Source organism: Rhodanobacter sp. FW104-R8 (assembly GCF_001617365.1).
In the GTDB taxonomy this organism is placed as follows: domain Bacteria; phylum Pseudomonadota; class Gammaproteobacteria; order Xanthomonadales; family Rhodanobacteraceae; genus Rhodanobacter.
In genome coordinates, this window is record NZ_LVJR01000089.1 from 1 (window position 1) to 15,991 (window position 15,991).

At 65.5% G+C, this 15,991-nt stretch carries 17 protein-coding genes; 10 read left to right on the forward strand and 7 right to left on the reverse strand.

All coding sequences use genetic code 11. The features are described 5' to 3' along the window. The 5 genes from RHOFW104R8_RS17025 to RHOFW104R8_RS17425 all read left to right on the forward strand — a co-directional run. The coding region (locus RHOFW104R8_RS17025) for an RHS repeat-associated core domain-containing protein (RefSeq protein ID WP_161487804.1) at window positions 1-864 on the forward strand (864 nt) is incomplete at its 5' end. A 179-nt stretch (window positions 865-1,043) separates the two neighbouring features. Further along, window positions 1,044-1,403, forward strand: a complete 360-nt coding sequence (locus RHOFW104R8_RS17415; RefSeq protein ID WP_153021723.1) for a hypothetical protein — start codon at window positions 1,044-1,046, stop codon at window positions 1,401-1,403. Window positions 1,404-1,553: 150 nt separating this feature from the next. Continuing rightward, a protein-coding gene (locus RHOFW104R8_RS12105; RefSeq protein WP_153021724.1) for an IS3 family transposase occupies window positions 1,554-2,686 on the forward strand; the annotation gives its coding sequence in 2 pieces (ribosomal slippage) (window positions 1,554-1,809 and window positions 1,809-2,686; 1,134 coding nt in all). A gap of 104 nt (window positions 2,687-2,790) precedes the next feature. Next, window positions 2,791-3,108 (forward strand): hypothetical protein, encoded by a 318-nt coding sequence (locus RHOFW104R8_RS17420; protein ID WP_153021725.1) that lies wholly within the window; start codon window positions 2,791-2,793, stop codon window positions 3,106-3,108. A 4-nt stretch (window positions 3,109-3,112) separates the two neighbouring features. After that, complete coding sequence (locus RHOFW104R8_RS17425; RefSeq protein WP_153021726.1) at window positions 3,113-3,523, forward strand: hypothetical protein; 411 nt, start codon at window positions 3,113-3,115, stop codon at window positions 3,521-3,523. Between the two features lie 324 nt (window positions 3,524-3,847). Here RHOFW104R8_RS17425 and RHOFW104R8_RS12110 read toward each other — a convergent pair whose 3' ends face one another. Together RHOFW104R8_RS12110 and RHOFW104R8_RS12115 are read right to left on the reverse strand one after the other, a co-directional pair. Then, on the reverse strand, window positions 3,848-6,148 hold the full coding sequence (locus RHOFW104R8_RS12110) for a transferrin receptor-like dimerization domain-containing protein (RefSeq protein ID WP_068095446.1): 2,301 nt from the start codon (window positions 6,146-6,148) through the stop codon (window positions 3,848-3,850). Between the two features lie 77 nt (window positions 6,149-6,225). Then, window positions 6,226-7,524: a hypothetical protein gene (locus tag RHOFW104R8_RS12115; RefSeq protein WP_082823613.1), complete on the reverse strand. Its 1,299-nt coding sequence runs from the start codon at window positions 7,522-7,524 to the stop codon at window positions 6,226-6,228. Between the two features lie 277 nt (window positions 7,525-7,801). Here RHOFW104R8_RS12115 and RHOFW104R8_RS12120 point away from each other — a divergent pair, with 277 nt between their 5' ends. The 3 genes from RHOFW104R8_RS12120 (at window position 7,802) to RHOFW104R8_RS12130 (ending at window position 9,343) form a co-directional block, all read left to right on the forward strand. Continuing rightward, the gene (locus RHOFW104R8_RS12120) at window positions 7,802-8,572 is read left to right on the forward strand and encodes a class I SAM-dependent methyltransferase (protein ID WP_068095448.1); all 771 of its coding nucleotides are present in this window, start codon (window positions 7,802-7,804) and stop codon (window positions 8,570-8,572) included. A gap of 88 nt (window positions 8,573-8,660) precedes the next feature. After that, a complete protein-coding gene (locus RHOFW104R8_RS12125) occupies window positions 8,661-8,846 on the forward strand; it encodes an oxidoreductase-like domain-containing protein (protein ID WP_063089519.1) in 186 nt (61 codons plus the stop codon). 26 nt (window positions 8,847-8,872) lie between these two features. Next, window positions 8,873-9,343 (forward strand): GNAT family N-acetyltransferase, encoded by a 471-nt coding sequence (locus RHOFW104R8_RS12130; protein WP_068095450.1) that lies wholly within the window; start codon window positions 8,873-8,875, stop codon window positions 9,341-9,343. A gap of 24 nt (window positions 9,344-9,367) precedes the next feature. Here RHOFW104R8_RS12130 and RHOFW104R8_RS12135 read toward each other — a convergent pair whose 3' ends face one another. Beyond that, a complete protein-coding gene (locus RHOFW104R8_RS12135) occupies window positions 9,368-10,393 on the reverse strand; it encodes an HDOD domain-containing protein (RefSeq protein ID WP_235604424.1) in 1,026 nt (341 codons plus the stop codon). Between the two features lie 403 nt (window positions 10,394-10,796). Beyond that, on the reverse strand, window positions 10,797-11,519 hold the full coding sequence (locus tag RHOFW104R8_RS12140) for an rRNA pseudouridine synthase (RefSeq protein WP_068095454.1): 723 nt from the start codon (window positions 11,517-11,519) through the stop codon (window positions 10,797-10,799). A gap of 104 nt (window positions 11,520-11,623) precedes the next feature. Between RHOFW104R8_RS12140 and RHOFW104R8_RS12145 the strand changes: the two genes are divergently transcribed. Then, window positions 11,624-12,622, forward strand: coding sequence for an LLM class flavin-dependent oxidoreductase (locus tag RHOFW104R8_RS12145; protein WP_068095456.1), 999 nt, complete (start codon window positions 11,624-11,626; stop codon window positions 12,620-12,622). An 84-nt stretch (window positions 12,623-12,706) separates the two neighbouring features. Beyond that, window positions 12,707-13,564, forward strand: coding sequence for a PA4780 family RIO1-like protein kinase (locus RHOFW104R8_RS12150; RefSeq protein WP_068095458.1), 858 nt, complete (start codon window positions 12,707-12,709; stop codon window positions 13,562-13,564). 22 nt (window positions 13,565-13,586) lie between these two features. On the opposite strand, the gene RHOFW104R8_RS12155 is transcribed toward RHOFW104R8_RS12150, so the two are convergent. The 3 genes from RHOFW104R8_RS12155 to RHOFW104R8_RS12165 form a co-directional block, all read right to left on the reverse strand. Continuing rightward, window positions 13,587-14,498, reverse strand: coding sequence for a cation diffusion facilitator family transporter (locus RHOFW104R8_RS12155; protein WP_068095460.1), 912 nt, complete (start codon window positions 14,496-14,498; stop codon window positions 13,587-13,589). A 65-nt stretch (window positions 14,499-14,563) separates the two neighbouring features. Continuing rightward, the gene (locus RHOFW104R8_RS12160; RefSeq protein WP_068095462.1) at window positions 14,564-15,079 is read right to left on the reverse strand and encodes a Slp family lipoprotein; all 516 of its coding nucleotides are present in this window, start codon (window positions 15,077-15,079) and stop codon (window positions 14,564-14,566) included. Window positions 15,080-15,118: 39 nt separating this feature from the next. Beyond that, window positions 15,119-15,991: 23S rRNA (adenine(2030)-N(6))-methyltransferase RlmJ (locus tag RHOFW104R8_RS12165; RefSeq protein ID WP_082823614.1), on the reverse strand; the 873-nt coding region annotated here is incomplete at its 5' end.

The following is a 15,991-nucleotide window of genomic DNA, read 5'->3' on the forward strand; positions in this document are numbered from 1 at the left end:
ACGGTGCTGGCCAAGACGGATGCGCAGGGCAACATCACGGCGACGTACGACTACGCGCCGTACGGCAGCCAGGCGCTGGGTACGGCACCGAGCGGGCCGGGGTATACGGGGCATGTGAACGATCCGGACACCGGGTTGGTGTATATGCAGGCGCGGTATTACGATCCGGTCGCTGCACGGTTCCTGAGCGTCGATCCCAAGACACCGGCAGCGGGAAATACATTCAATTTCAACCGCTACAACTATGCCAACAACAATCCTATCAACAACATTGATCCCACGGGTCAAAATTCGGTCATCACCTACAACGCCGATGGCAGCATTAATATCGCCGTGCCCGTCAACTTTTCAGGTCCCGGCGCGTCAACTGCGAACATCAACAGCATTAAGGCAGACACCGCATCCAGATGGAGCGGCGTTTACGAGGTCCACGGCCATTTGACGATGGTGAACGTCGCCATTGTGGACGTGAATGCGAGCACACCCAAACAGGCGATCAACAACATCACGCTATTGAATGGGCCCACATCAGATAAATCGAGCCAAGGCGCCTCATTCGTTCGTGGTGGCAACAGCGGAGAATGGAACATGGCGTCCCGGGGAATGGCGCAAGGTGAAAGCGCTCATGAGACCGGCCACCTCATGGGCGACAAGGACTATTACACCAGCGGCACCGACGCGAGTGGTCAACGGACTTCGTCCGCGATGACGGGTTATTCGAATAATCTGATGGGTGCGCTGGGCGGCTCTGTTTTTACGGACAACCGCAACATGAACATGATTTTGAACAGCCCGAACAACGTTATTCAACGTCAGCCACCTCCGCCTCCGCCTCCGCCGCCGTCTCCAACCACCACACATTAGGATCGAACTTGAAAAGCGCAGCGTCCGGTTTCCTCGGCTTCGTGCTCCTCACCGTTGCTACTCTATGTGGCGGAGCGCCGTCAAGCCGACCCGCTAACGTGTCAACCCATCAGAGTAGGTATGTCTATTGCAATGTATACCTAGATTACGCGTGCTTCGGGATCAGTAGCGGCGATACCTTGGATATGAAAATTCCGGCGGATTTTGTGCTGTATTCGATTTCCCTCGGTACCGAGGTCAAGATACAAATTTATAGTGGGAACAATCCGCAAGACGATGGCCTCGAGTCACCTTTGTCAAAACACTGCGCTACGACTGACCCCATGGGGCAGTGTCTATACATCAAGCGAGGCGAAATTTTCGATTTGCTGTATCAGGCAAACGCCGACGCTTCCTTCATCCACATTCATCTGACGGGCGTCAAGGCGTCCAACGCCGATGACATCAAAGATTTCCTTTCGAATTTTCGCGATTGCAAGCCTGTTGACCAGAGCATTCAGTGTACGAACGAGCGCATCTTCAAGAACGTCACGCTTTGATCACTATCGGGGTCACGCTTTGATCACTATCGGGGTCAGGTTCACTTATCCACGCTTGTCTTGACTCCCCTCTATTGCCGTAGTGACCTGCTCCCGCAGAGCCGTACCACGCAAAGCTGAGTAAAGTCCGTCAACCTGAGGAGGACGGACATGCGCACCAGTCGATTCACCCCCGAGCAGATCATTGGCTTCCTGAAGCAGGTCGAAGCGGGCATGGCGGTCGCGGAGTTGTGCCGCCAGCATGGCTTCAGCCCGGCCAGCTTCTACCAGTGGCGAGCCAAGTACGGCGGCATGGAAGCGAACGAGGCCCAGCGCCTGCGGGAGCTGGAAACGGAGAACGGCCGGCTCAAGCGGCTGCTGGCCGAAGCGCATCTGGACATCGAGGCGCTCAAGGTGGGCTTCGGGGTAAAACGCTAGCCCCGCAACGCAAGCGCGAGGCGGTTCGCCGCATGCTCGACCTCACCGAGGTCAGCGAGCGCCGGGCCTGCCGCCTTGCGGGGCTCTCCCGCGATGCCTTCCGCCATCCGCCGGTGCCTTCGGCGGCGGTATGCGATCTGTCGGCACGACTTGTCGAGCTGGCCCAAACCCGCCGTCGCTTCGACTACCGCCGGCTGCACGACCTGCTGCGCCCGGAGTTTCCTGCCGTGAATCACAAGAAGGTCTACCGCCTGTACCGCGAGGCGAAGCTGGCCGTGCGCCGGCGCAAGAAAGCCCAACGGCCACTGGCCGAACGCCAGCCCCTATCCGTCGCGACCGCGCTCAACACCGTGTGGAGCATGGATTTCGTGAGCGACGCCCTGGCCAACGGGCGACGCTTGAAGTGTCTGACGATCGCGGATGACTTCAGCCACGAATGCATCGATATCGTCGTCGACCACGGGATCAGCGGCGCCTACGTGACGCGCATACTGGATCAAGCCGCCTGCTTCCGTGACTATCCGCGGGCCGTGCGTACCGACAATGGCCCCGAATTCACCAGCCGCACCTTCATCGCTTGGACGCAGCAGCACGGCATCGAGCACCTTCTCATCGAACCAGGACGCCCCATGCAGAATGGCTACATCGAGAGCTTCAACGGCAAGTTCCGTGACGAATGTTTGAACGAGCACTGGTTCACTTCGTTGGCCCAAGCCCGCGATGTGATTGCGGACTGGCGGCACGACTACAACGAGGTGCGACCACACAGCAGTTGTGGGCGTATACCGCCCGCTCAGTTTGCAGCTCGCCATCGTGCACAACAGGTCAACTGCACAGTAACCTTCAACCCCGGACTTCCTCAGTAATCGTTGGTACGGCTACTGGGGGCAGGTCACCCCAGGGCAGAAGAATAGGTGCTGAGGTAGAAAAAAGCAGAAATAAGATTAATTTGATTTTATTGCCTGCGACGATGCGCCCAGAATTTCAGTGGGAAGATGGTCTTAATGGCATTAAATATTCTTTGGACGTTGCTGGATTTATTAAAACCAGGAATGTAAAAGGAGAACTTACTGGCGCCACCTTGGATGTGATGCTTATGCATGAGATTGGTCATTCGCCCCAGGCGTCCATGGCGTTTGGCTATCGGTATTCGCGTGTTCAAACTTATTCTAATGAATTTGATGTTGTGAGAAATGTAGAAAACCCTTACAGATCTTATCAAGGAACGGTAGGTTTAAGAAAAACGTATAACGGTTATCCAGTTCCATCCGTTCAGCCATTGGAGTGAGATCATGGTCATTTATACATTTTTAATGGCAGCCATTTTTGTGCAAACTCCATCGCAGTATGATTGCGGTTATTCTTTACATGAATCATCTATAAAGAAGACGGCCGGGTTAATAATTGGAAAGGTAAATCTTAAAATCCCGACTACAATTACAGAAATGCCAAAAAAAGGCGGTTCCAAGGAATGTGCAAGGTTCGAATTCAATATTTCTACTGATGGTCGAGCAAAAAATATTTTGTTGCGCGAAAATTCGCGTAGTTACGATATGAATGTGACGGCACTTGATGCGCTGAAGAGATATAAATTTCATTATCAGAAAGAAATGGAAAATATGAGGTTTACACTAATATTTCATGCGACGTTAAACGTAGCTCCGCCTTGTCTGGAATCAACCAGTAGTTGCGTCGACAATTAAGCCGGCCTAAGTGCTGATTGGAATAAAAAGTGGTTTCACGTTCGTCTGGAGTAATGAGAGTAATCCACTGCAGCTTAGCCGATGCTTCACGAGCAGTTCGTCGATCGCAATCGCTACCAGAACTCACGTTTTCGACTACATTGAGAGTTTCAATAACCGTCAGCGACTACACGGCAGCTTGGACTATCGCTTGGCCGAGGTGTTTGAGAACATGGCGTAACTGGCTAATTTTAAGTCGCCCGAGACATCGGGGTGATCCATTTCGAAACAAAAGAGCAACCCGCGTCTGGGCTGCTCTTTTGACGGAACGAGCTACAATTGGGACTACTTGATTAACTGCACCGTCAACCGGTCGAGCTGCGCACGATACCGATCCAGCACCTTGGCGGTAGCCACGGCGTACCGGTTGGCCTCGTCCCAGCGGCGTGCCTCGATGGCTTCGCGCACGCCGGGTACGGTCTTGACGCCGTAGCCGGTGAGCATGCCGGGCGCGTAGATCAGGTGCTTGAACCAGTCGCGGCCGGGCAGGCCGGCGGGGTCGAGGAGGGCCTGCTCCATCCGGCCCATCGACTGGTTGAGCTGCTGCCGTTGCGCCGCGGTCAGGTCGAAGCCGCTGGCGGCGCGCCTGTCGTAGGCCGCCTGCCAGGCCTTGGCGCTCTGCGCGAGCCGCTTTGCCGCCTGGTCCAGCGGAGCCAGGTCGATCGCCGGCATGTCCGAGTCGCGCGCGGGCGGTGCGACCGGCCGGGTGGGGTCGGCGTCGAGCGCGAACGCGCGGCCGTCCAGCAGCTTGTGCTGCTGTTCGGTGGCCTTGCGGGTGTCGTCGACCAGCTTGTGCAGTTCACCCATGTAGCGGTCGAGCGTGCTGCTGAAGTCGCCGAAACGCAGCGGCAGCACGTCGGCATCGGCGGTGCGCAGCACGATGTGGCCGGCGACCTTGGCCAGCGCCACGCCGTACCCGAAGTCCGGGTCGCCGAAGCGCACGTAGTGGTCGAACGAGTCGTAGCGCGAGTGGTAGATGCCGTCGTCGTCGTCCTCGCCGCCGAAGCCGAGGTTCAGCGAGGCGATGCCGAGGTGTTCCAGGAAGGCGCTGTAGTCGGAACCGGAGCCCAGCGCCTGGATCGGCACGTCGCGGCCTTCGGCGGCCAGCTTGGCGATCGCCTTGGCCTCGGGCTTGGCGTCCTTGTTGCTGCCATCGACCAGCATGTGCGCGCGCAGGCGTTCGCGCACGCTGACATGGGTTTCCGGATCGGTCACGCCGTCGGCCACCTGGTTGACCAGATGCTGCAGCGAATGGCTGCCGCCGGCATCGAGGAAGCCGCGGCCGTTGGTGTCGGAGTTGAGGTACAGCACGGCCTTCTGCTGCAGTTCCGCGGCATGCGCCTCGGCCCATTCGGTGGAACCGAGCAGGCCCGGTTCCTCGCCGTCCCAGCTGGCGTAGACGAGCGTGCGCTGGGGCCGCCAGCCCTGCTTGACCAGGCCGCCGATGGCCTTGGCCTCGGCCATCAGGGTGACGTTGCCGGAGAGCGGATCCCACGCGCCGAAGGTCCAGCCGTCGTGGTGGTTGCCGCGCACGACCCACTGGTCCGGCGTGGTGGCGCCCTTGAGCACGGCGATCACGTCGTAAACCGGTTGCTGGCTCCAGTCCGACAGCACGGTCAGGTGGACCTTGGCCGCGCTGGGGCCGACGCGGTAGCTCAGCGGCAGCGCGCCGCGCCAGCTGGCCGGCGCCATCGGGCCGCTCAGCGCCTGCAGCAGCGGGGTGGCGTCGGCGTAGGAGATCGGCAGCACCGGAATCTTCAGGATGGTCTTCGCGTCTTTCAGCGCCAGCCGTTTGGCGCCGGGCGTGGAGCCGATGCCCGGGGTCAGCGGGTCGCCCGGGTACAACTGCATGTCGGCCACCGAGCCGCGCTGCACACCTTGCGCCGGGCGCCAGCCGCCTTGCGGGTAGACCTCGCCCCGTGCGTAGCCGTCGTCGTGCGGGTCGGAATAGATCAGGCAGCCGATCGCGCCGTGTTCCTGCGCCAGCTTGGGTTTCAGGCCGCGCCAGCCTCCGCCGTAGCGGGTGATGACGATCTTGCCGCGCACGTCGATGCCGCGCCGCGCCAGCTCCTTGTAGTCGTCCGGCATACCGTAGTTGGCGTAGACCAGCGGCGCGCTGACGTCGCCGTCGGCGCCGTAGACGTTGTACGGCGGCAGGACGCCCGGGAGGTCGGAGGTGGCATCGCCGGCGACGGCCGGTTCGTGCAGCGCCGCGGTGTAAGGGTTGGGGCCCAGCAGTTCCAGCGCCACTTTCTTCGGCGTGGGGTAGAGCACGCTGAATGTCTCGATATGCGCGTCCCAGCCCCATTCGCGGAATTTCGCCAGCATGAATTCGGCATTCGCCTTGTCGTGCGGCGAGCCGACCTGGTTCGGCTGCGACGCCATCTGCTTGAGCCAGCCGCGCAGTTCGGCCGGATCGAGCTGCGCGTCGAAACGCTGCTCCAGGCTTTGCTGGGCGGTGGCGGCGGCGCGGCTGAAGCCGAGCATCGCGCCGTCGTCGCGATCGGCAGGGGCGGCGATGGCGCCGGCGGCGGTGGCCAGCAGGCAGGCCATCGCCAGCAGTGGGCGGATCTTGGGGTGGGTCATGGGCGATCTCTCGGTGGGGCGGAAGGCGGGTGGCGGCATCGCCGCGGCGGCGGAGCGCGTGCGGGCGGTGAAGCGTGCTACGGCGACGAGCCGGCGGGCGATGCCGGCACGTCGATGTTCTGCGAGTAGATCGTCGGGTTCTGCTCGTCGCCGATGGTCAGGCGGTACTTGCCCGGCCGCAGGTAGAGTTCGCCCGGCGGCGCTTCCATGCCGGTGAGCACGCGGTCCTGCGGCGTGGCGTTCAATGGCACCGGGTCGAGCACCATGCGGTCCGCCGGGATCGCGTCATTGCCTTCGCCGGCATAGCGTGCCTCGATGAGGCACGGGTAATGGTGCTTGCAGCGTTCGCTGTCGACGAAATACGGCCGGCGCAACCCGCCGAGAGTGAGCCAGGTCGGCCGCCCGCGGCTCAGCTGCTGCGGCGGGAACACCACGCTGACGTCGTAGCCGGTGCGCAGCGTCCACGGCTTGCCTTCCGCGTCCACGAACACGATCGGCACGGTCGGCTGCAATTTTTCGATGATTGGCGCGTAATAGGGGTGGTCGTCGTCCCTGGCCGGGTGCGGGATCAGCATGGTCTGCTCGACCGAGAGCCCGTCGATGCGGGAAATTCCATACAGGTGCCTGGCCATCGAGGAGCCGCCCAGGAACGTGCCCGATTTCTGGATATGCGCGTAGCCGGCTTCGACGACCACCCGCGCCTGCGGATCCTTCGCGAACGTCTCGCGGTAGAGGTTGCGCGCCTGCTCGGCTTCGCGGGCGTCGCCCGTGGCGTCGGAGAGCGCCTCGTAGCCGATCACCTTGAAGCCGAGCTTCAAGGCGGTGCGCACCATTTCGGCACTGATCGGTTCCTCCGTGTAGAAACCGCTGGCGTCGGTGGGATAGCCGCGCGATTGCAGCCTGGTATCGGTCTGGTAGACGGTTTCGACGGCGAAATAATCGAACCCTTCCCGGCGCAGCCGGCTCAGCAACTGCACGCTGAGGGTACGGGTGAGCGGGATGTTGTGCGCCTCGTTGAGATAGACCAGCCGGTAGCCGCGGGCCAATGCCGGTATCGCTTCCAGCGCAGGCCTGGCTTGCCAGCTGCCATCGGCCAGCGGCGAGGGGTGGTCGTCCTTCTGCGGCGGCTGCTTGATGGAGAAGCTGGCTGCGGCGTCGGGGTAGTCGCCGATGAAGGTCTGGTACCAGCTCAGGTACTGGCTGAAGATCGGTCGGAACGCGGGATGCCTGTCGGCGGCATAGGCGTAGCGCATCACCTGGTAGCGGGCCAGCAGGCCCTTGCGCAGGTTGGCTTCCCGCATGATCTGCTCGGATTTCTCGGATGCGGCGAGCTGTTCCGCCTGCCATTGGCCGGCCGTTTGAGCGCGTATCGGCATGTTGCAGGACACCGTTGCCAGTGCCAGGCAAAACGCAAGGAGAGTCGAGCGGCTCGGCATCGGGTTCCCCGGATCGGATGTTCAGGCGGTTCGTCCTTAGTTTTACCAGCGCGGGCCGGCGATGTTGCGCGACGGGGTATCGTGCCGCGTGGCCGCGCCGTCCGGCGGCCAGCATGGATCCAATGCCGGCCTGGCGCACCGTGCCGGACGTCACGGGACCGGACGGCCGATTCGGGCGCACAATGGGCGCTTGATTGGGTCTGCGGAGGAAGATGTCATGCGCCAGACGGTCCTTGCTGTACTGCTTGCTCTCGTACTTCCCGTGGCTGCGCCGGCTGCGCCGCCGCCCCACGGCGCCGCCGTTCCTGCCGCGGTGCGCAAGGCGCTCGACGATCCCGCGCGCCGGGCCGACAAGGCCGACGATGCCCGCCGCAAGGTCGCCGAAGTGATGGCCTTCACCGGGGTCGCACCGGGCCGGAAGGTGCTGGAACTGGTGCCCGGCAGCGGCTACTGGACGCGCGTGTTCAGCGCCGTCGTCGGCCCGCAGGGCCATGTCTACACCGTGTGGCCGCACGAGATGGACAAATACTCCGCCAAGAGTTTCGCGAACTGGCAGGGCCTGGTGGCCACGCCGCACTACGCGAACGTCAGCCTGCTGCAGCAGGCGGCGGCGCAGTTGAGCGCGCCCGAACCGGTGGACGTGGTGTTCACCGCGCAGAACTACCACGATTACCACGACCCCTTCATGGGCCCGGTGGACATGGGCAAGTTCGACAGGCAGGTCTACGACGCGCTCAAGCCCGGCGGCGTGTTCGTGGTGATCGACCACGTGGCCCCGGCCGGCTCCGGCGTGGCCGATACCGACACGTTGCACCGCATCGACCCGGCCGTGGTGAAGCGCGAGGTGGAAGCCGCCGGCTTCGTGTTCGATGGCGAGAGCGACGCCCTGCGCAACTCCGCCGACCCGCACGACGCCAAGGTGTTCGACAAGTCGATACGCGGCCATACCGACCAGTTCGTCTACCGGTTCCGCAAGCCGGCGAAGTGACGCCGGCCCGCTTGAGCTGCCGTGGCTCCGGCGGCACCATCATGTACTGGGCGGACCCGCCGCCCGGTACATGATGCCGACCCGGATGATGAACCCAACCACCTCCCCGGCGCCCGTGGACGACCCGGCCGATCCGCCCCCGGTGCGCCCGAGCGAACCGGATACCGCCGATTGCTGCGGCGAGGGTTGCGTGCGCTGCGTCTACGACGTCTACGAAGAGGCGCTCGAACGCTACGAGGCCGCATTGGCGGCATGGCGCGCCCGGCATCCCTGAGCCGGCTGCCTTTTCCGGGAGGAACCATGACCATCCGCTATCGCCTCGCCCGCCCGCAGGATGCGCTCGCGATCGGGGCGCTGGCGCGCCGGGTGACGCGGCGCTGGATCCTGCCGTGGCAGCCGGCCAGTGCGGCCGGGCCGCTGCTTCACGGCATGGGCGCCAGGATGATCCGGGGCAAGATCCTGGCCGGCCAGCGCTTCCACCTGGCGTGGCAGGACGACGGGCGCCTGGTCGGCGTGGCGGCGATGCGCGACGATTCCCACCTGTTCCAGTTCTTCGTCAGCACCCGCATGCACGGGCGCGGCATCGCACGCCGGCTGTGGCAACGCACGATGCGCGATGCGGTGCGACGCGCCGGCACGCGGCGCTTCACGCTGAAAGCGTCGGCCATGGCGGTGCCGGTGTACCTGCATTTCGGTTTCGTGCCGAGCGGGCCGCTGCTGGTCAGCGGCACCGGCCTGGTCACCCAGCCGATGCACCTGGACCTGCGCTGACGCGGCTATGCCGGCCGGGCCGGTTCATGCGCCTTCCCGCGGCGGGAAATGGCGGCGCAGGTCGTGCTGGCAGCGCACCACCGATACGGGGGCGAACCATTCGGGCCACGCCGGGCCGAGGTCGAGATCCTGCGCGATTCGGCCGTGCTCGCCCAGCAACTGCGCCATCGCCAACTGGTCGGCCACGACCAGGGCCTTGCCCAGCGCCGAGACTGCCGGACTGGCCCGGTTCCGGTATTCCGTGATGGCCTCGACCACGCGCGGCGGCAATTCCCAGTACTGCGCGGCCTGCAGCGTGAGCCGTGCGGCCAGATCGGCGCAGCCGGCGAGGAAAGGCGACGAGGGCGGCGCGCTGTCCATGGGGGCCAGCCGGCCGAGCAGGCGCACCACGGCGCCGGTACCGGCATGGCAGACGATGCCGGCCAGGTAGGCTTCGAACGCATCGCAGCCGCTGGCCTTGCCGAGCCATGCACAGGCGTGCGCGCAGCGTTCGGCATGGTTCCACAGGCGTTCGCCGGCGGTGTGGCCGAAGGCGCCGGCATTGGCCTGGAGAATGGGCTTCATCACATGCTGGGCGAGCACGCGGTGCAGGCCCTCCTGGCCCAGCACCACGACCGCCTGCTGCAGGCTGTTGATCGGTTGCGCGGCGCGGTAGTGCACGCTGCCGGTGACCCGCATGACCTCGCCCACGATCAGCGGATCGCGGCCGATCAGCCTGGCCAGCTGGCCGCCGGCGGCATTGCCGCTTTTCAGCGTGCGCAGCAGTTGCGGCAACACCACCGGCAGGCGCGGCAGGCTGCGCACGTCGAAACGCGCGCCGAGCAGTTCGAGCCGCCTGAGCGTGGCCAGCTCGGCGGCGCGGGGTTCGCCCGCGTCGCTGCCGGGCAGGTCGAATACGAAGCGGTGGAACCGATCTTCAATTTCCGCCGGCGGCAGCGCCGACCGGGCGATCGGCGCAAGCGGCAGCGCACGCACGGACATCACGGCAGCCGGCTGTGCGCGGTTCGCTGATGCCGCCGGCTTGCGGCTGCGGAAAATGCGCCGCCACATATTCCCCATGTTCCGTGCCCCTCGTTCCGGCGCGCCGGCTCCCGGGCGCCCCGTATCGAATTATCGGCGTCGGGCAGGGAAAGTTTAGCGAGGGAGGCGACGCTGTCGCCTGCCGCCTGCGCGTGCTGCCGGCAGGCGTGCCGCGCAACGGCCCGCCGGCTCCTGCGGTCGTCCCGGTCTCGCCGTGGGCGAGGCCACCGGCCTACTTGCTCTTCTTCTTTTCCTGCTTGGCGGCCCTCTTTTCCTTCATGGTCTTGGCCGGTTTCTTCTTCTCGTTCTTCTTCGAGTCCATGCCCTTGCTCATGCTGTTCTCCATGTTGGTGTTGGGTGATGGCGAGATACGGTATGCCGGCAAGTCTAGGACGTTCCGCCGGTCATGGCGCAGGGTGGCCGCCGGCCGCGCTCAGAGGCGTTCGTCCGGCGCGAGATAGCGCCATTGCCCCGGCGGCAGTTTGGCCAGCGGGATGCGGCCCACGCGCAGGCACTTCATCGCCAGCACCTCCAGGCCGACCGCGTTGCACATTGGCTCGATCCGGCTCGCCTGCAGGACCTTGAACGCGAAGCGCAGGCGCCGTTCGCTCTGCCAGCTGACCTTGATCGGCGGCATCGCGCAGTGGTTGAAGCGCAGGCCGTGGTTGAGCAGGGCCAGCCCGTTCGGGATCAATTCGCCGCTGACCTCGACCACGAACTCCTGCTCGATCCGCTCGATGTCCTCGGTGAGCTTGCGGGTGACGCGCCAGTCCTGGGTGAAGATCAGCAGGCCGCTGGCCTGGGTCGGCAGCGGCAACGGCGTGGCGAGCCGGTGCAGGTGACGCTTCAGCGGGCGCACGCCGGAAGCGTCCTCGGCCCAGCGTGTCTGCGGGGTGACCAGTGCGCTGGCCGGGTTCAGGCCGTTGCCGGCGTCGTAGCCGGCGGGCTTGTGCAGCACCAGGGTGGCCGGTTCGGCGGGTGCCAGTTCGGCCTGCGGGTCGAGTTCGACGTGTTGCGTGTCGACCATGAACTGCGGCTCTTCCACCACGATGCCGTCCACCCGCACCCAGCCGCCCTCGATGTATTGCTCGGCCTCGCGCCGCGAGCACTGGGTCAGCGCGACGACGCGTTTGGCGAGGCGGACGGGTTCGGTCATCGGGGTGCCGTGGGGCGGAGATGGGCCATTGTAGGCGCAGGCCCCGGTGGCAATCCGCTCGGCCGCCCCCACATCGTGGCCATCCATCCTGGCGAGAGCCCGACATGATCCCGTTTTCCATCCTCGACCTGGCCCCGGTCACCGAAGGCAGCGACGCCGGCCAGGCGTTCCGCAACACGCTGGACCTGGCCCGGCTGGCCGAGCGGCTCGGCTACCGCCGCTACTGGCTGGCCGAGCACCACAACATGCCCGGCATCGCCAGCGCGGCGACAGCGGTGCTGATCGGCCACGTGGCCGGCGGTACCTCGACCATCCGCGTCGGCGCCGGCGGCATCATGCTGCCGAACCACGCGCCGCTGCAGGTGGCCGAGGCGTTCGGCACGCTGGCCTCGCTGTATCCGGGGCGGATCGACCTGGGCCTGGGCCGCGCGCCCGGCACCGACCAGCCCACCGCGAAGGCGTTGCGCCGCTACTTCGACAGTGCCGACGCGTTTCCGCACGACGTGCTGGAGTTGCTCGGCTATTTCGAGCCGGCCCGGCCTGGCCAGCCGGTGCGCGCCGTGCCTGGTGCCGGCATCGAGGTGCCGGTGTGGCTGCTCGGTTCCAGTCTGTTCGGCGCGCAGCTTTCGGCGCAGCTCGGGCTGCCGTTCGCGTTCGCCTCGCACTTCGCGCCGGATGCGATGGACGAGGCGCTGGCGCTGTACCGGCGCGATTTCCGGCCGTCGGCCCGGCTGCAGCAGCCGTACGCGATGCTCGGCCTCAACGTGGTTGCCGCCGGCAGCGACGCCGAGGCGCGACGGCTGTTCACCACCCAGCAGCAGAGTTTCATCAATCTGCGCCGCGGCCGGCCGGGGCTGATTCCGCCGCCGATCGGCGACATCGAGTCGTACTGGACGCCGCCGGAGAAGCTGATGGTGGAGCGCGCGCTGGCCTGCGCGGTGATCGGCGATGCCGGCACGGTGAAGGACGGCATCGCGGCATTCATCGCCAGGCACCGGCCGGACGAGCTGCTGCTTACCGCCAACGTGTTCGAGCACGCGGCGCGGCGGCATTCGTTCGAGATCGCGGCGGCGGTGCGCGATCGGCTATCGGCCGCGAGCTGAGCGCCACTGCCGTGGAGGTTCGGGCAGGGGCGCCGATCGGCCATAATGGGCGTTATTCCACGAAACCTTGAAGCTCCCCCACGCATGAAAACCCCCAAGGGCCTGCAGGACCTGATCGACGAAGGCGTGATCGACCAGGTGCTGCGGCCGCTGAAGAGCGGCAAGGAAGCCTCCGTCTACGTCGTGCGCTCGGGCGAGGACATCCGCTGCGCCAAGGTCTACAAGGACATGGCGCAGCGCAGCTTCCAGCAGCGCGTGCAATACCAGGAAGGCCGCAAGGTGCGCGGCAGCCGGCAGGCGCGCGCGATGGGCAAGGCCACCCGGTTCGGCCGCAAGGAAGCCGAGGCCGCCTGGAAGAACGCCGAGGTCGACGCGCTGTACCAGCTCACCGCCGCCGGCGTGCGCGTGCCGAAACCCTACGGCTACTTCAGCGGCGTGCTGGTGATGGAGCTGGTCACCGATGCGGACGGCCATTCGGCGCCGCGGCTGGGCGAGGTGGAGCTGTCGGCCGATACGGCGCGCGATTACCACCGCTTCCTGATGCAGCAGGTCGCGCGCATGCTGTGCGTGGGCCTGATCCACGGCGACCTGTCCGAGTACAACGTGCTGGTGGGGCCGCACGGCCCGGTGATCATCGACCTGCCGCAGGTGGTCAGCGCGTCGGGCAACAACGCGGCGCGCACCATGCTGCGCCGCGACGTGGGCAATATCACTATCAGCCTGTCGCGTTTCGCGCCGGAACTGCTGGACACCCACTACGGCGAGGAAATGTGGGTGCTGTACGAACTGGGCGAACTGCACCCGGACAGCGAGCTCACCGGCCACTTCGAGTTCGACGAAACCGTCGCCGACGTCGACAGCGTGATGCAGTCGATCATCGACGCGCGGGAAGAAGCGATCATCCGCCAGCTGGGGCGCGAGGCGGCGATGCGGGGGGATTGAGCGGCGGCTTGCGAGCCCGGGTTCAGTCGGCGAAATCCGGCTCGAAGAAGCTCCAGCGCACGTCGCCGAACTCCGCCTTCATGGCGGCCTCGACGGTGTTGATCGCCTCGATCAGGTTCTGGTTGTCGGCAGTGGGCTGCATGCGCGCCTTCACCGCCACCATCACGTCGGGACCCATCTGCAGGGTGAGCAGGTTCAGCACCTCGGCGACTTCGGGACGGGCGTTGAGGAAGGCCAGCAACTCGTCGCGGCGGCGCGGTTCCACGCCCTGGCCGATCAGCAGCGCCTTCACCTCGATCGCCACCAGCACCGCCACCACGATCAGCAGCACGCCGATCGCGATGGTGCCGGCGGCGTCGAACAACAGGTTGCCGGTGAGCATGGTGGCGCCCACGGCGATCGCGGCCAGGCACAGGCCGAGCAGGGCGGCCAGGTCTTCGCCGAAGATCACCAGCAGTTCGCTGGAGCGGGTCTGGCGGAACCAGGTCCACAGGTCCTGCTCGCCGCGGGCCTTGTTCACCTCCTGCAGGCAGCCGCGCATCGAGATACCTTCGGCCACGATGCCGAAGATGAGCACGCCCAGCGCCAGCCACGGCCATTTCAGCGGCTCCGGTGCGGTGAGCTTGTGGATGCCTTCGTAGATCGAGAACATGCCGCCGACGCTGAACAGCAGGATGGCGACCAGGAACGACCAGAAGTACAGCGCGCGGCCCCAGCCCAGCGGGAATTCGTCCGATGGCGGCCGCCTGGCCTGGCGGATGCCGAGCAACAGCAGGCCCTGGTTGCCGCAGTCGGCCAGCGAATGCACCGCCTCGGCCATCATCGCGCCGGAGCTGGTGACAAGCGCGGCGAACAGCTTGGCCACGAAGATGGCGAAGTTGGCGCCCAGCGCGAGCAGGATCGCCTTGACGGGGTTGGTGTGACCGGACGACATGGGGCTTCAATCCCTGGGAACGAGGTCGCCCAGTCTAGCGGTGGCGCAGGATTTTGCGTGGCGTGTCAGCGGATGCCGACGCCCAGGCCCACGCCGAAATGGACGTTGTTGCGGCCCTTGTTCATTTCCTCGGTGGTCCAGACGTGCGACTGCGCCACGCTGACCAAGGGAAACACGTAGTCGGCCTCGCCGACCTTGCCGGCGCGGCTTCCGCTGAGCTTGCCGTCGACCGTCATCAGCGCGCCGGAGGGATAATCCAGCGGCTCCACGTAGCCGGGCATCACCGCGATGAAGCGGCCGCTGCCGCTGTCGTTCGCCTTCGGCCGTTGCGAGGCATCCAGCGGGTAGGCCAGCAGCTCGACCTCGCTGTGGTCGGCGAGCACCTTGACCTGCACGATGCGGCCGCCCCAGATCACCTGGCTGTTGCTGAATTTTTCCGGTGATTGCGCGACCTGGAACGGCGCGGCGGTGACCGCGGCGCCGGTGGTCTTGTAGATCGGCGCCGGGGCGCAGGCGGCCAGCAACAGCAGGGCGGCCGGCGCGGCGAGACGGGTCAGCAGGAAGGCTGGGCGGGTGCGCATGATCGGGCTCCTGGAGGAACGCTGCGGGTGATGTCGAGCTTAGCGGCGACCCGGCGGCCGCGGTAGCCGCGACGCGGGCAGCGGGCTGGGCGTGTTCAGCTGGCTGCCGGCTTCGTCCAGCAGCCAGTCCAGCTTCCATTCCGCCGGACGGTCCTGCGACAGCAGGCTGGCCAGCACGCGCAGCGGTTCGCGCAGGGTGTCGTCCAGGTTCCACGGCGCGTTGAGGATCACCATGCCCGAGCCGTTGAGGCGCAGCGGCGAATCGTCCGGGTGCACCAGCAGCTCGGCGCGCAGGATGCGTTTCACCCCGCTGTGCTGCAGCTTGCGCAGGAACGGCTGCACCTGGCTGCGCAGCTTGATCGGGTACCACACCGCGTAGACGCCGGTAGGCCAGCGCAGCAGGGCCGACTTCAGCGCCTGCTCGATCAGCCTGTATTCGGCTTCCTGCGCTTCGTACGGCGGGTCGATCAGCACCAGACCGCGCTTTTCCTTCGGCGGCAGCAGCGCCTTCAGCGCCTCGTAGCCGTCGCGCTGGTGCACGTGCACCTGCGGGTTGCCGCGGAACAGTTCGCGCAGCTTCGTCGCCTCCTCGGCATGCAGTTCGCACAGCTGGGCGCTGTCGCCCGGGCGCAGCAGGCGGGTGACCTGCAGCGGCGAGCCTGGGTAGTGCTTCAGACCCTGTTCGTTGCCTTCGCCCTTGAGGATGCTGGCGCGCCAGCGCTGCAGCAGCGGCGGCACCTTTTCGGCCGGATGCAGGCGCGCGATGCCGTCCTTGTGCTCGCCGGTCTTCTTCGCCTCGAAGCCTTCCAGCGGATAGTCGCCGCTGCCGGCGTGGGTGTCGATGTAGCAGAACGGCGCGGGCTTGGCCTGCATCGCCTCGACCAGCGCGAGCAGCACCGTGTGTTTCAGGAC